At 59.7% G+C, this 14,836-nt stretch carries 12 protein-coding genes; all 12 read left to right on the top strand.

The features are described 5' to 3' along the window. Positions 1-201: 201 nt before the first annotated feature. Positions 202-1,650: an FGGY family carbohydrate kinase gene (locus EKN07_RS09610; protein WP_126146270.1), complete on the top strand. Its 1,449-nt coding sequence runs from the start codon at positions 202-204 to the stop codon at positions 1,648-1,650. 21 nt (positions 1,651-1,671) lie between these two features. Beyond that, on the top strand, positions 1,672-2,337 hold the full coding sequence (locus EKN07_RS09605; protein ID WP_125482505.1) for a DUF2291 family protein: 666 nt from the start codon (positions 1,672-1,674) through the stop codon (positions 2,335-2,337). Next, a complete protein-coding gene (locus tag EKN07_RS09600) occupies positions 2,334-3,968 on the top strand; it encodes a sugar ABC transporter ATP-binding protein (RefSeq protein ID WP_108716242.1) in 1,635 nt (544 codons plus the stop codon). Before EKN07_RS09605 ends, EKN07_RS09600 begins: the two co-directional genes overlap by 4 nt. Next, a complete protein-coding gene (locus tag EKN07_RS09595) occupies positions 3,965-5,167 on the top strand; it encodes an ABC transporter permease (RefSeq protein ID WP_108716243.1) in 1,203 nt (400 codons plus the stop codon). The genes EKN07_RS09600 and EKN07_RS09595 overlap by 4 nt, the downstream gene beginning before the upstream one ends. Positions 5,168-5,262: 95 nt before the next feature. Next, positions 5,263-6,264, top strand: a complete 1,002-nt coding sequence (locus tag EKN07_RS09590) for a D-ribose ABC transporter substrate-binding protein (RefSeq protein WP_108716244.1) — start codon at positions 5,263-5,265, stop codon at positions 6,262-6,264. A 132-nt stretch (positions 6,265-6,396) separates the two neighbouring features. Further along, on the top strand, positions 6,397-7,386 hold the full coding sequence (locus tag EKN07_RS09585) for a sugar phosphate isomerase/epimerase family protein (protein ID WP_126146269.1): 990 nt from the start codon (positions 6,397-6,399) through the stop codon (positions 7,384-7,386). A 2-nt stretch (positions 7,387-7,388) separates the two neighbouring features. Next, a complete protein-coding gene (locus EKN07_RS09580; RefSeq protein ID WP_126146283.1) occupies positions 7,389-8,270 on the top strand; it encodes a transketolase in 882 nt (293 codons plus the stop codon). Continuing rightward, positions 8,267-9,208, top strand: a complete 942-nt coding sequence (locus EKN07_RS09575) for a transketolase C-terminal domain-containing protein (RefSeq protein ID WP_126146268.1) — start codon at positions 8,267-8,269, stop codon at positions 9,206-9,208. Before EKN07_RS09580 ends, EKN07_RS09575 begins: the two co-directional genes overlap by 4 nt. Before the next feature lie 54 nt (positions 9,209-9,262). After that, on the top strand, positions 9,263-10,261 hold the full coding sequence (locus tag EKN07_RS09570; protein ID WP_126146267.1) for a sugar-binding transcriptional regulator: 999 nt from the start codon (positions 9,263-9,265) through the stop codon (positions 10,259-10,261). A gap of 82 nt (positions 10,262-10,343) precedes the next feature. After that, positions 10,344-10,769: an RbsD/FucU domain-containing protein gene (locus EKN07_RS09565; protein WP_108716248.1), complete on the top strand. Its 426-nt coding sequence runs from the start codon at positions 10,344-10,346 to the stop codon at positions 10,767-10,769. Positions 10,770-10,909: 140 nt separating this feature from the next. Continuing rightward, the gene (locus tag EKN07_RS09560) at positions 10,910-11,827 is read left to right on the top strand and encodes a ribokinase (protein ID WP_126146266.1); all 918 of its coding nucleotides are present in this window, start codon (positions 10,910-10,912) and stop codon (positions 11,825-11,827) included. Between the two features lie 2,096 nt (positions 11,828-13,923). Continuing rightward, positions 13,924-14,466, top strand: coding sequence for a hypothetical protein (locus EKN07_RS09555; RefSeq protein ID WP_126146265.1), 543 nt, complete (start codon positions 13,924-13,926; stop codon positions 14,464-14,466). Positions 14,467-14,836 lie beyond the last annotated feature (370 nt).

Raw genomic sequence — 14,836 nt, 5'->3', positions numbered from 1 at the left:
TATCGTCAGCGCGGGCGCATCCCCGCACACCGGATCACGCCGGACCGCAAGCATTTGCACACACCCCTCCTTCATGCCTTACCACACGCGGGCGCCCGGCCCCGTTTTCAAAACTCCTCCACCACCAGGCTTGACATACCTCACACCTCCACCGCATAATGAATAAACATTCAGTCGTGAATTACTATTCGGAGGCTGGCAATGAAGCTTGGCTACATCGCTATCGATGAGGGGACAACGAACTGCAAGGTCCTCGCCTACTCGCAGGATGGCGCCGTGCTCGCTGAGGCATCACGGACGCTGACACTACGCAATCCCGCCGCAGGCCATTTCGAGCAGGACGCGGCGGAAATCCTTTCCGCGGTTGATGACGCACTGGCACAGCTCCTCGCTGATCTTCCCGACCTACAGGTACGTGGCATCTCCATCAGCAACCAGCGTGAATCCGTCGTCGTCTTCGACTGCGCGACTGCCACCCCGCTTACTCCGGTTATCGGCTGGCAAGACTCCCGTACCACGCACGCATGCCAACATCTGATTGACGCAGGATGGTCCGATACCTTCCGCGCCGCCACCGGGCTGCATCTTGACCCCATGTATTCCGCAACAAAAATGGCCGCCGCCCTGGACCTGGCACAGGGCAGCATCACGGCGACCACTCGGGTCGGTACGATCGACGCACTTCTCGTAGCTCACCTCACCGGCGGAGCGGCATGCGCCACCGATCCCACGAACGCCTCCCGAACCTTGCTGTACAACATTCATGCCGCCACGTGGGACCCGCAACTTTGCGAGGTCATGCGAATTCCGATGGAGGCCTTGCCACAGGTCCGCGCATCAAACAGCATCTTCGGCACATACGGCGGAACGCTGGAGCGCTTGGCAGGAGTCCCCGTTGTAGGCGTGTTGGGCGACTCGCACGCAGCACTCTACGGCCAGCACTGCAGCGAGGGAATCGGAAAGGTCACCTTCGGAACCGGCTCGTCAATCATGATCCCGACCGCGAGCGCACAAGTTGCCACCTCCCCGGTAGACACAACCATCGGTTTCACACTTGACACGAAAGTCACCTACGCGCGCGAAGGTAATGTGCTCGCGGCCGGCGCAGGAATCGACACGGCAGCCGACCTGCTGCGGTTCCCCTCCGGCAAGGATCTCGTCGCTGCCGCCGCGGACACCGCCACCACACCGCTCACCTATGTGCCGGCCTTCTCCGGGCTTGCTGCCCCCTGGTGGGATCGCGACGCAGTCGGCCTACTCGTTGGGCTGCGCCGTGACAGCACCAACGCGCAAGTCGCCCGCGCCGTCATCGAGTCCGTCGGGCACCAACTGGCAGACATCGTCGACGTCGTACGCGCGGAAGGAACTGACCTCGCCCTACTCCGAGCCGACGGCGGCCTCACCAGGAGCCCGTTGTTCGTGCAGGCAACCGCCGACATCTTGGATGTCGCCATTGAAACCGCGGACCAGAGTGACATCTCTGCGTACGGCGCAGCTCGCATGTGCGCCACAGGGCTAGGAGAACTGGCGGAATTCGATTCGGGAAGCGTTGCCTACACCCGCTTCGAGTCGCACATCGCACACAGCCAGCGGCAACAATCCCGCCGACAATGGCGAGACGCCATTAACCGCTCTCGCACAGCCGCATAACGCGGCAGGAAGGAAATCACCGTGAGTGACTCAACATCAAAACCCTTCTGGAGGCGTGCAGCCTTCGGCTGGGCTCTAATGTGGGTTGTCATTATTGTCGCCGTCGTCGTTAACACACGGGTGTATACACCGGGTGAGGAACCCGAACTCGTGGGCCGAGGAGGGAATGCGGACATTATTGACGACCCCGCCGCTTACGCCCAAGAGGAGTACAGCACCGTCATTAAACCAGCCATTGAGGACAACGCGGTTGAGCTGACAGAACTGCTCGACGCCATTGAGGCGGATGCCGATGCGGCAGGCGAAGAATACGGCGGCCGTAACGGACAGTCAGCCTGGTCGTTCCCAGTCAGCGCAACCGGGACAATCGCCGAGGGCAGCTTTGGCGAGGTCACCCTCGAAGTTGCGGGCCTCACCGAGCCTAGCGTGGGCATTCAAACCGGCCCGGCCATCACCGGCACCGCGCTGCGCGACGCGACCGGAACGATCACTTTCTCCATGTTCACCAACCAGACGGATTTCGCCAGCGTCGCCACCGAAATCAACAACCAGATGAAAGACGACCTGTTGGCCAACGTGGACCTGACGGAGATGATCGGGCAAGAAGTCACGGTGACCGGCGCCTTCACCTACGACGACTCCGGTCACATCCTCATTACTCCGACCAGTATTGAGGTGCAGCGATGACACGGGTCAGTACCGGCGCAACGACGGCGCTTGCCACGCCTGCCGAAGGTACGGATATCGCCACCGGTGAAGTCATTATGAGCGCCCGCAATGTCTCAAAGGTATACGGGGGCACCCATGCCCTACGCAACGTGGACTTCGATATCTACAAGGGTGAAGTCACCGTGCTACTGGGCGAGAACGGTGCGGGCAAGTCCACGCTCATGAAGATCATGTCGGGCGTGGAAAGGCCCACGGCCGGATCTTTACAACTCAAAGGCCAAGAAATCGCGTTCTCTTCACCGGCTGACGCAGTTTCGCAGGGTGTTGCGATCATCCACCAAGAGATGAATCTCTGCCTCAATATGACAATCGCCCAGAACATCTTCTTGGCGCGAGAGGTCACTCGCGGTGGCGTCGTCAATAAGCGAGAGCAAAACAGACGCGCAGTCCTGGCACTGTCCCGGCTGGAGGAAGATATTCGGCCAGACACGTTGGTGGGTGACTTACGCCTAGGCCAGCAACAACTGGTAGAGATCGCGCGCGCACTGGAGGAGAACGCGGAGATTCTCATTATGGATGAGCCGACGTCCGCACTGTCCGTAGGCGAGGTGAAGGTTCTCTTCAAGGTGATCCGCGATTTGACCGCCCACGGCGTCTCCATCGTCTACATCTCACATCACCTGGACGAATGTCTGGAAATCGGCGACGAAGCAGTGGTCTTGCGCGATGGAACGGTCGTCAACCATGCTCGCATGAAAGACGTTGATATGGCATGGATGATCTCCAATATGGTGGGCCGCGCCCAGGACGAGTTGCATGTTCCCGTTACCGCAACCCCCGGCGAGACAATCCTGACGATCAATAATCTCATTGTTGCCGACCCGCAGAATCCGGGACGTACCGCAGTACGCGATTTCTCGCTCGATGTACGTAAGGGAGAAGTCATTGGCATTTATGGCCTCATGGGTTCCGGCCGCACCGAGCTGCTCGAAACAATCATCGGGCGCAATAGGGCGCAGGGCGGGGCAATCGGCTTCGCGGGCCAAGAGATCACGAAAATGTCCATCGCGCAGCGCATTGCGCGCGGCATCTATCTGGTACCGGAAGACCGGCAGCGCGATGGGCTGGTACAGGGGCAGACCGTAGGTTTCAACCTATCGCTCGCATCGATTCTCGGGTTCCTCACGGGCCCCTTCGTTTCCCGCCGACGTGAGAAAGCACGTACCGCTGAGATCACCACAAATACGCGCGTGAAGGCATCCTCTCCCAAGGCGCTGATCGGTTCGCTCTCCGGCGGCAACCAACAAAAGGTCGTTATTGGGAAGGCCCTGATGACGGACCCTCGCCTCGTTCTCTTAGACGAGCCCACCCGCGGCATTGATATTGGTGCTAAAGCAGATATTTTCCGCTTCATGGCCGACCTCGCGGACCAGGGCATTGCGGTCATCTTCACCACCTCTGATGTCAGTGAAGTTCTGACCTCGTGCTCACGGGTTCTTGTCGTCTCGCGCGGCCGCATCACTGCGGAATTCGCACCGGAAGACGTCACACGCGAACGTGTGCTGGCCGCTGCGGACGACTCCCATCAAACTCTCGATTCCATCGAATCCCAGACCACATCGAATACGCAGGACGGAGCACAGAAATGAAAACCGCAGCAAAAGACCGCGAACAGAAGAAGGCATCCGGCTCGAGCCGCTTCTCCTTCTTCGCGGACCGTTCTATCGGGGAATTCCTCATGGATCAACGTGCCTTTATCGTGCTTATCGTCTTGGTCATCGTTTTTGCTGCCCTATCCAGCAACTTCCTTTCCTCTGGAAACCTGCTGACCATGACCCGGCACGTCGCCTATAACGCACTGCTCTCCCTGGGCATGTTGCTCGTGATTATTACAGGCGGTATCGACCTGTCGGTCGGCGCCACCTTGGCCCTGTCCACGGTAGTTGCGGGCGAACTGCTCGGCGGCGTCGGCCTGCCGTTCATTAGCAAGACGGCCTACCCCTCGGTGGTCGCCGTCGTCATTATCTGCATGCTAGTAGGCGCCTTTGTCGGGTGGATCAACGGCCAGCTCATCACGCGATTCAACATTGCGCCCTTCATCGCGACTCTCGGCACGATGTACATGGCCCGCGGTACGGCACAGCTCATTTCCAACGGAGCGACCTACCCGCATCTGCAGGGAGATGCCGCGCTGGGTAACACGGGCTTCTCCTTCCTGGGATCTGGGAAATTGCTCGGATTGCCCACCCAGATCTGGATCATGATTCTGATCGCCATCATCGTCTGGTTCATACTCAACAAGTCACCGTTCGGGACGTGGCTGTACGCAACCGGCGGAAATGCTCGTGCTGCGGGACTCTCCGGAGTACCGGTACGCAGGGTGACCGTTCGGGTTTATGTCATCTCGGGCACCCTGGCGGCCCTGGCAGGCCTCATCATTGCCTCCGAGTTAACTTCGGGAGGCCCGCAGTTGGGAACCACCTTCGAAATGAACGCCATCGCCGCCGTCGTTATTGGTGGGGCATCGCTCGCCGGCGGACGCGGCAATGTCAAAGGCGCTCTGATTGGAGCCTTCGTGATCGGCTTCCTCTCCGATGGACTTACGCTCGTCGGTATTTCCACCTTCTGGCAGACCTTCATTAAGGGCCTGATTATCGTCCTCGCCGTCATGCTGGACCAGGCGCAGGAACGGCTGAAGAACGCCCGTGCCGCAGCGGCGGCAGCGGCGAGTGTACGCGCAGAACGAGGAGAACCAGCGCAAGATCCGGACCCCGAACCCAAGGGCTCATCCGACTCAGTCGGCACGCAGTCTCCAGAACCATCCGATTCAGTCACAACCCACAAGTAAGTACCGCGCGGAGTCGGTACCTACGACCCGTTCGCATACCGGCTCCCGCCTTCAACCGGGCGCGCTGCAGCGCCCACAACAACAAGGAGATCAACATGAAACGCAATCGACTGATCCGGGCGGCCGCCGCCCTCGCGGCTTTCACGCTCGGTTTGGCGGGCTGCTCGTCCGATAATTCGTCCGACGGCGGCTCCGGCGGTGAAAGTTCCGCCGTCGAAACTCACGAGGCGGGCGGCCTGATCGCTATCATTACGCCCTCGCACGATAATCCCTTCTTCAAGGCGGAGTCCGACGCCGCCGTGGCGAAGGCGCAGGAGCTCGGCTACGATACTTCCGCAAATTCGCATGACGACGATCCCAACAAGCAGTCCGAGCTGATTGACACCGCTATTTCGCAGGGCGCCGTCGCCATTATTCTCGATAATGCCGGTGCCGATGTCACCACTGGCGCAGTGCAGAAGGCGGTGGATGCCGGCATTCCCGTGTTCCTCATCGACCGCGAGATCAATGAGACGGGTATTGCCACCTCGCAAATTGTCGCCAATAACTCCCAGGGTGCCGCCCTCGTCGGGGAAGCCTTTGCCACCGAGTTAGAGGGACAAGGCAAGTACGTGGAACTACTAGGGCGCGAGACCGATACCAATGCACAGGTTCGCTCCACCGCCTTCCACTCGGTACTCGATCAGTACGAGGATCTGGAGATGGTTGGGCAAGAAACCGCCAACTGGGATCAGCAGGAGGCATTCACCAAAACGGAGACGCTACTCCAGCAGCACCCGGACCTGGATGGCATTATCGCCGGAAATGACACCATGGCGGTAGGCGCCGTTGCCGCCGTCGAGGCAGCTGGGAAAAGTGACCAGGTGACGGTGGCCGGTTTCGATGGTTCCCCGGACGCCGTCGAAGCCATTAAGGATGGCAAGATGCTGGCCACCGGTATGCAACCTGCCGTCGCCATCGCCGAAATGTCGGTGGAGCAGGCCGATCTATACATCCGCACCGGTTCTACCGGGGAGGACGAGAAGCAGTCCATTGACTGCGTGCTCATTGACGCTACAAACGCGGACAAATACACCCTTTTCGAGCTATCCGAATAACACGCTGTACGGGCCGGGCATAGGCACCGCACGCCCAACCCGGCCCGTACACCTCAACAGGAAAACAGTGTTCGGGTCGAAGGCCTCTTTTGTCGCATCAACCCGTACACATGCACACAGAAAGATAACATCATGACACAATATCCAGAATTCGGCGCCGGCCTCTGGCATTTCGCCACCTATGTAGACCGGTACGCCGTTGACCGCTACGGCGACCCGCGCGGCACACTTGAGCAGATCGAGTTGGCGGGAAAGGTCAAGGACCTCACCTGGGTCGATATCAATTACCCCTTCAGCCCAGGCGTTACCGTCGATGAGGTCAAGGACGCGCTAAAGGCCAACAATCTCAAATGTGTGGGCATCACCCCGGAGATCTACCTGCGCGATCACGTCCGGGGCGCATTTACGAACCCCGACGACGCCGCCCGGCGTCGTGCCATCGACATCATGCAGGCGGGAGCCGACATGGTGCGTGAACTCGGTGCGCGCTACGTGAAGACGTGGCCAGGCCAAGACGGATGGGATTATCCTTTCCAGGTCGACTACCACGATGTGTGGAAGAAGTCGGTCGACGCCATGCGGGAGCTGGCCATCAACAATCCCGACCTCAACTTCGTCATCGAATACAAACCGCGCGAACCACGTAACCACATGATCTGGAACAACGCCTCACGCACCATCCTCGGTATTCAGGAAATGGGCGTGGACAATGTTGGCGTTCTCCTCGATTTCGGGCACTCCCTCTTCGGCGGAGAGACGCCGTCAGATGAGGCACAGCTGCTGATCGACCACGGCAAGCTATTCGCCATGGACGTGAACGATAACTTCCGTGGCTGGGATGACGACCTGGTTGTCGGAACGGTTCATCCCATCGAAATCCTGGAGTTCTTCTACACCTTGAAGAAGAACAACTGGGAAGGCGTGTGGCAGTTGGACGAGTTCCCCTTCCGCGAAGACGTGGTGGAGGCCGCCAACCTCGGCATCGACTTCCTCAAGGCCATTTGTCGCACCCTTGAAGTCATCGACATGGACGCCATCGCGCAGGCGCAGGCCGCACAGGACGCCATCGCCGTGCAGCGCATGGTGCAAAAGGCGCTCTTCTCGTCCATGGCGGGTGAGTGAGGATGCTGTATCCTCCCACTGATCGGCAACCCTGGATCGGGCGGATTGACCGGGATTCCCCGGCAGAACTCGTTGGCGCCCTCAAGCAGGCCGCCAACGAGATACGCAAGCGCGATCTTCGCCTGGTACATGAGGCCGGGGCGGGGCACATCGGGGGCTCGTTGGGAGCCGCCGATATTCTGACCACGTTGTATTTGCATTCCCTGCATGTTGTACCTGAACGGGTGAGCGATCCCGAACGTGATCGCTTCATTCTCTCTAAGGGGCATATCGCCGGGATGTTATATGTGGTGTTAGCCGCGCGCGGATTCATCGACCCTGAAGAACTCCCGACCTTCCTACAGCCGGAATCCGACCTCGATGGCCACCCTTCGCGTACCGGGGTGGCAGCCGTTGAGGCCAATACGGGTCCGCTCGGGCATGGTCTTCCCATCGCCGCCGGGCACGCCATGGCGGCACGCCTCGACGGTTCGCCGCGACGCACCTTCGTACTCACCGGCGACGGTGAGCTGCAAGAAGGGTCCAACTGGGAGGCTCTGATGTTTGCTGGGCACCAAAAGCTCGGCAACTTGACCGTGATTATTGATCGGAATCGCCTGCAGCAGGGTGCCAGAGTGGCAGACACTAACACCTTGGAGCCATTGGCTGACAAACTTGCTGCCTTCAATTTCGAAGTCATCGAGGTTAACGGCAATGAGATAGCCGAGTTGCTGGAGGTATTTGATGCGCCAACGCGCGACGGCGCCAAACCGCGGGCCGTCATCGCGCATACCAACAAGGGGCATCCGATCAGCTTCATGTCTGGCAACGTCGCCTGGCACCACAAAGTGCCCGACGACAAGCAGTACACACAGGCTATGGAAGAGTTGGAGGTGATCTCATGACTGACGCAGCGCGCGACCCACGTGACGGTTTCGTTGCCGCCCTCCTAGAGCTGGCACAAGCAGACCCGCGCATTACAGTCGTCGTCAATGATTCCGTCGGCTCCTCGAAACTCGGTCCGTTCCAGGACGCCTACCCGGATCGCCTGATCAACGTTGGCATAGCGGAACAGAACCTTGTTGGTGTGGGCGCGGGACTGGCCAACGGTGGACGCATCCCCTTCGTGTCCGGTGCCGGGTCGTTCCTCTCCGCCCGTTCAATGGAACAGGTGAAGATCGATGTCGGCTACGCACAGAACAATATCAAGTTGTGTGCACAGAGCCCCGGCTACGCCTATGGGAACCTGGGTGCCACCCACCATTCGGCGGAGGATCTCGCCTGGATGCGTGCCATCCCCGGTATGACAGTTCTGAATCCCGGAGACTGCCGGGAAACCGCTGCCGCAGTGCGTTGGGCTGCCGCATACGAGGGGCCGGTCTATATCCGTATCCCTCGATTGAAGGTCGCCGACTTCACGCCCGATGCCCCCTTCGAGGCGGGAAAGGCACTGCGCCTGCACGATGGCGGGGATGTCACCATCATTTCCACCGGTATCGTGACGCCGCGAGCTCTCGCGGCTGCCGAGAACTTGACAGCCGACGGCATTTCGGCGCGCGTACTGCACATGCCCTGCGTAAAACCGCTGGATACGGAGGCGATAGCAACAGCGGCACAGGAGACCGGTGCGATTGTCACCGTCGAAGAGGGCACGACGGTGGGCGCCCTCGGCGGTGCGGTATGTGAGCTGGTCACGGAGATCAGCCCCATCCCGGTACGCCGTTTGGGTGTACCCGACGAGTTCCCGCCCACCGGATCCGAAACATGGATTCTCGACCATTACGGGGTGAGCGCTGCAGGAATCAGCCGTGCGGCGCGGGCCTTACTGGAGTTGACGAAGTAAAGTAAGGGGAGGATTTACACTTGCTGAGACCGTCTGCGGCGAGGAGGGAGACACATGGGCACCAGTAACCAGAATGCGCAGGCGCCTTCTCTCGCCGCAGTCGTCTCAACTGATCAACTTCGCTTGATAACCCGCACGGCACGCCTTTATCACGAACGTGGCCTGAAACAGCAGGAAATCGCAACCAAACTCAACGTCTCGCAAGCGCGCGTTTCGCGCATGTTGAAACAGGCCGTTGAGCTGGGCCTGGTCAAGACGGTAGTGACGGTTCCCGCCGAGGTCTTCCCAGAAGTGGAGGAGAAACTCGAACAACATTTTTCACTGGATCAGGTTGTGGTGGTCGAATCGCATGCCGACTACAACATTGTGTTGGATCGGATGGGGGCAGCAACCGCTCGCTTTTTGGAATCGGCACTGGCGAAGGATGACATCGTCGGTATTTCTTCGTGGAGTGAATCGATCTTGCTTGCGGCGCGGGCGCTGCGACCCAGCGCAAGCGTGGGCTGCCGTTCCATTGTGCAAATGGTGGGAGGTGTGGGTAATACCGAAGTCCAGATGGCCGCAACCGAGATCATGCAGATACTGGCGCACCGCCTGCGCGCCGAACCGGTCTTCATGCTTACACCCGCGGTGCTTGATTCCAAACATGCACGCGAAACGCTGGGTAGCGATTCAATGATTCGCCGTGTGACAAAACTATGGAATCAACTGGATATCGCCATTTTCGGCGTCGGAGCGCTAGCCCCCTCTCCCCTGCTCGCACGATCCTGGAACTTCTACCAGCCCGGTGATCGCGATACTTTGCGCAGCGCCGGTGCGGTAGGGGATGTGTGCGTGCGCTACTTCGACGCGAACGGAGAGCCTGTTCGCGGTGTCTTCGATGAGCGTGTCATGTCCATTGAGCGAGATCAGCTGCTACGGGTTCCCCGCCGCGTTGCAGTGGCGGGCGGTCCCGACAAATACGAGGCGGTCCGCGCCTGCCTACGCGGCGGGTGGGCGACCACACTTATCACCGACTCCGACACGGCAACCCAGCTCGCGGATGAAATCTAAAGCCAAGTGTTTCAATACACCGCGCTAAACGGCATCACAACAGCATCAATCAGCAACAGTGCAAACATCGAAGGAGAAGTTCATGCTGAAGAATATCGATCCTCGTTTACACCCCGATCTGCTTTACGTCCTCGCGCGTATGGGCCACGGTGATCGGCTCGCCGTCGTCGACCGGAACTTTCCCGCCGAGTCGCTGGGCAGAGAAGTGGTTCGCCTTGACGGGCTGGATATCCCGTCGGCTCTCGAAGCGTTACTGACGGTGTTCCCCATCGACACCTTCATCGACCAGCCGGTCGCCGTCATGCTTGATGTACAAGCGCCGGATGTGCGCCCGAATGTGCAGGCGAAAGCGCTGGCGCAGATTGAGGCCGTCGAGCAACGTCCCATCGGCGTGGAAGGCCTCGAACGTTTCGAGTTCTACCAGCGCACGAAGTCGTGTTACGCAGTTTTGACGACGACGGAGGACCGCCCTTACGGATGCTTCATTCTGACCAAGGGCGTGGTATGACCCTCGCTCGCTGCGCTTCACGTACCGCCGGGCGGCTCCGGTGTTGTTCATCCATTTCATTGCGGCATTCCGCCAAAGAATCGGACAAGCATGCATAAGCTTGTCTTGCGGGACCAAGCTGACAAAGCAAAGGAACTGATATGGCAAAAGTAGTAGTCCTCGGCTCAATCAACCAGGACGTAACAGTCACATGCAAGCGTGCCCCGCTGGTGGGGGAAACGGTACATGGAACCTCCGTTGAATACTTTCCCGGAGGTAAGGGCTCCAATCAGGCGGTCGCAAGTGCCCGCTTTGGGGCAACAGTCGCATTCATCGGCTGCGTCGGCAATGAGTCGGCAGGCCAGGTCATGCTCTCCAACTTCGATATCAATGGAATTGATCGTTCCGCGGTACGCGTATGCGAAGATGCGCCTACCGGCACTGCTTTGATCACCATTGACGGAACGGGTGACAACTCCATCGTCGTCGTTCCCGGTGCAAACGAACAGGTGGGAGCAGAAGATGTCGAAGCACTGCGCGACGGCGGCTTCGGAGCGGGGGACGTGCTCGTCTGCCAGCTTGAGGTGCCACGCGCCACCGTGGCCGCAGCGTTGCGCCTCGGCCACGAACTGGGCATGACCACGGTGCTGAACGCTGCACCAGCTGACGATGTGCGCGATCTTCTGGATGTCATCGACGTCCTCACAACCAATGAAATGGAGATCCAGCCCAATATCGGTGGAGATTTTTCCAGCCGTGACGAGCTTACAGAGCGCGTGGGAGAGCTGGCTCGAAGCACCGACACCGCCGTTGTGGTGACCCTCGGCGGCGAAGGATGCGTCGCGGTCGCGGGAAACGATGTGGCGGATATACGTGCACGCAGTGTGGATGTTGTGGATACCACAGGTGCCGGGGACACCTTCGTCGGAGTTCTCGCTGCGGTGCTGGCCGATGGCGAGTCTCTTCCCGAGGCTGTGGAGGTAGCCTCTGCCGCCGGTTCTTTAGCGACGACGAAGAAGGGCGCCCAGTCCGGCATGCCGACCCGCGCAGAAGTCGCGGATTTCCAGGCCCAAGCATAGGGGGCCACGCCGCGCTGGGCACAACCGTCTAGAGCGACTTAGTGTCCCGCTCTCTTTGAAGCGGTCTGGGGAGGAGGCTGGGCACCGCAAAAGTGTTTCCATTGCGCTGCCCAGCGCTCCCGGGACTGCGACTTTCGAAGGTTGTGATGAGTACTTCAGACGACTCGGTGCGGCGCCCGTACTCTAGTCGCTGACTATGGATCCTCTCCGGGTTCTTCGGTTATCTTCGGCTTTCGCACGGACATACGCGAAAAACCCGGGGATTCCATCAATCATTACCTACCGGAGCGTATCTACCAGCCGCGCCGACAAGACCACGACGACAAGCAGTGACCAGACCTTCCTTGCGGCGTCGTGCGATTCCGCGCGTCCTGTACCATCTCCTCCACTCTGTTGCCTCACCTGTCACGTTCGCGCGATTGCCCGAGTTCCGGATTTGCCCCGTGTCCTATACAGGGACCGATCTCCAGGCTTAGCACTGTCCCAAGCACTACGGGCTGCTGTCAACTCACCGGGTAGCGACGTCGGCACACTGTCGCCTTGCCGTTGCCGTCTGTCACGTTCGCACCATTGCCATTGTCACGCTGGCGCCGTCGTTGGCGCAGCACCCGTTGTATTCCCGTCGGTCTGAGCCGTTTCGAGGGCGCGGCCAAAGCCGTACCCTGATCGCGGCGAGGGTCCTTTGCACACCCAATATGCGGTGACTCCAGGTACCGCGACCGCGAATAGGCTGCAATCGTCAGTTGAAGCTCTCCACAATGCCCCAGATGAACATGTAATCCACACCGAGCCCCGGCTGCCACGACTCAGCCGCAGACAGACGACAGACTAGTCGGTATGAAACACACAGTAACGCACGTGTCGGCTTGCTCCGATTCTTCCGAAGCACCGTCGGAGCCAGCACGCACCGTAGAGCATGAAACAACTACCACACAGGAAAAGCCATTGCAGCGAGGATCGGATCGAGCAGTCAGCCATGTCACTGGCACACAGTCACGTATCGCCCTCGCGGAGCAAGTCCGTCGTGCTGGACTGGAAGAGTGCGTACTCTCAGCCAGCGGGCCGCTACCCAACGCATCCGATGCCGCCAGCGTGGCCGACCGGGAGGAGTGGACCGAGAGACCAACCGGCACAATCAAACCAGCCCGCCAGAGCAGACCGACACCGCAGGGTCGGCAACCTCGCCAGAACAACGCAACCCGCAAGAACGAGGCAATACTGGGAAGTCAAACGGCACGGAGCGCGCCGACAGGACAGTCATGAGCCCCCGGCAAGCTACTTGCGCCTCTCCGAATTGTTCTGTTCCGGAGCCACCACATGTTGGCCAGCACAACAGAGTTGGCGCCAAGGTCGTGCCTCCCCAGGAGGAAACCGTGCGCATAAGCCCATCCACCAAAACAGCGGTCCAGTCCCACTCGGCTCCACACGCTGGAAGCACAAGAGGCATTGCCGCCCACAAATCCGATCAAGGGTCCTCACATGTGCCGCGGACCGTTTCTCCACCGAGCCGACGAGGTCAAGCAGAAGCAAACTCTTCATCGCCGTCCACGGCAACCATTCCTGCTGTCTCTCAGGCGTACCTACCTCTCTCCTTCCCTGACACTTCGCGCGAACAGGTCACGCCGAGCGAACCGTTCGGGAACATCCCCTACGTTCTTCAAACAAGCCGCCTCTCTAGCAAAGAGCTGCGCCAGCTTGAAGAGCGCTCGTGGATATGCCTTGGAAAAAACCTCTACGCCGAACCATTGGCCGGGACTGGCACGCAACAGTCTGAGCATGATCGACACATCTTCCTCTCACAATTGCGCTTGTTCACCGAGCGGACTGCTGGCGCACCCGTCGTCATCGCCGGTGAAGCGGCTGCGTGCGTCTGGGGAAGCGACCTGCTGCATCTTCCTGACTGCATCGACTACTATCAGTTCGGTGGCGCCTGGCAGAGGGCTCCACTCAGGACCCCTCGTGTTCTACGACCAAGGCGCAGAAACCCGTTAGCACCAGACTCGCAGATTTGTAACATCGATGGCGTTTACGTAACAAACAGACATCGTACTGCTGTTGATGTGGGACGCTGGGCGTCGGACGCCGAGCAGGCAGTCGTGACCATCAGTTCCATCATGCGCCAGCTCATCGGCACCGAGCCGCGGCAAGGGCACCGAGTCGATGGCACGCTAGTGAGGGACGATCTGCAACTCAAAGCGCTACTGGCCGACATACTCGACGGCATGGGAGCAAAAGCTGGGACGATACGTGCACGCAGACGGATCAACTTGTCGTCAGCTCTTTGTGGCTCGACAGGCGTGAGTAGGCTGTGGTGGCTTCTTCAGCTCTTCGGCTTTCCGGCGCCCGAGTTGCAGTATCCGATTCTGACTGACACTGGACTGTATTTTGCAGACTTCGCATGGCCGGAGTGGAGGCGAATCATCGAACTCGACAGGTTTGATGAGCTTGAGCCTAGTCTGACCGGCGACGACGTTGCGGAGCCGTTGACCCGCATCAATTCCTTGCGACATCAAGGTTGGGAAGTACTACATATTCGGCCACAGGATCTGGCCAACCACACTCGTCTCGTTCGACGACTCCAGCAGTTCTTCCCCGCGCGAGCGGGGGTGATACCACGACTGTCAAGAGCACTTCTATGATGCCGGGAGCCGTTGGCATACACGCCTCACCTTGTTCATCCTGCGTGCCGCTCGCAAAATCTGCTGCCCTTGACGTTCCTACCCGACGTCGTCATTCGGTTCAGGCCACAGATGTCAACGGACTGTTCTCCCCCTGATATCTCGCCAATCCCCGGCCGTCTCACCACCCTCCGGACCCTTTCCACCCCCGGACCTTTCGCCAGTCACCTGTTATCTCACCACCCTCCGGACCCTCCACCAGTCACCTGTTGTCTCACCACCCTCCGGACCCTCCACCAGTCACCGATTGTTTAGCGAATCCCCGGATCCTTCACCAACGTGGCGGCCTAATCGCACGAACAGACAACCGGGTTTTTCACCAGCCTCCGGA

This window comes from Actinobaculum sp. 352 (genome assembly GCF_003957265.1).
Lineage (GTDB): Bacteria > Actinomycetota > Actinomycetes > Actinomycetales > Actinomycetaceae > Asp313.
This window is presented reverse-complemented; position numbering and strand designations above follow the sequence as displayed.

Coding starts and splice junctions, on each gene's coding strand:
- EKN07_RS09610 (WP_126146270.1), top strand. CDS start 202: ATGAAGCTTGGCTACATCGCTATCGATGAGGGGACAACGAACTGCAAG.
- EKN07_RS09600 (WP_108716242.1), top strand. CDS start 2,334: ATGACACGGGTCAGTACCGGCGCAACGACGGCGCTTGCCACGCCTGCC.
- EKN07_RS09595 (WP_108716243.1), top strand. CDS start 3,965: ATGAAAACCGCAGCAAAAGACCGCGAACAGAAGAAGGCATCCGGCTCG.
- EKN07_RS09590 (WP_108716244.1), top strand. CDS start 5,263: ATGAAACGCAATCGACTGATCCGGGCGGCCGCCGCCCTCGCGGCTTTC.
- EKN07_RS09585 (WP_126146269.1), top strand. CDS start 6,397: ATGACACAATATCCAGAATTCGGCGCCGGCCTCTGGCATTTCGCCACC.
- EKN07_RS09580 (WP_126146283.1), top strand. CDS start 7,389: ATGCTGTATCCTCCCACTGATCGGCAACCCTGGATCGGGCGGATTGAC.
- EKN07_RS09575 (WP_126146268.1), top strand. CDS start 8,267: ATGACTGACGCAGCGCGCGACCCACGTGACGGTTTCGTTGCCGCCCTC.
- EKN07_RS09570 (WP_126146267.1), top strand. CDS start 9,263: ATGGGCACCAGTAACCAGAATGCGCAGGCGCCTTCTCTCGCCGCAGTC.
- EKN07_RS09565 (WP_108716248.1), top strand. CDS start 10,344: ATGCTGAAGAATATCGATCCTCGTTTACACCCCGATCTGCTTTACGTC.
- EKN07_RS09560 (WP_126146266.1), top strand. CDS start 10,910: ATGGCAAAAGTAGTAGTCCTCGGCTCAATCAACCAGGACGTAACAGTC.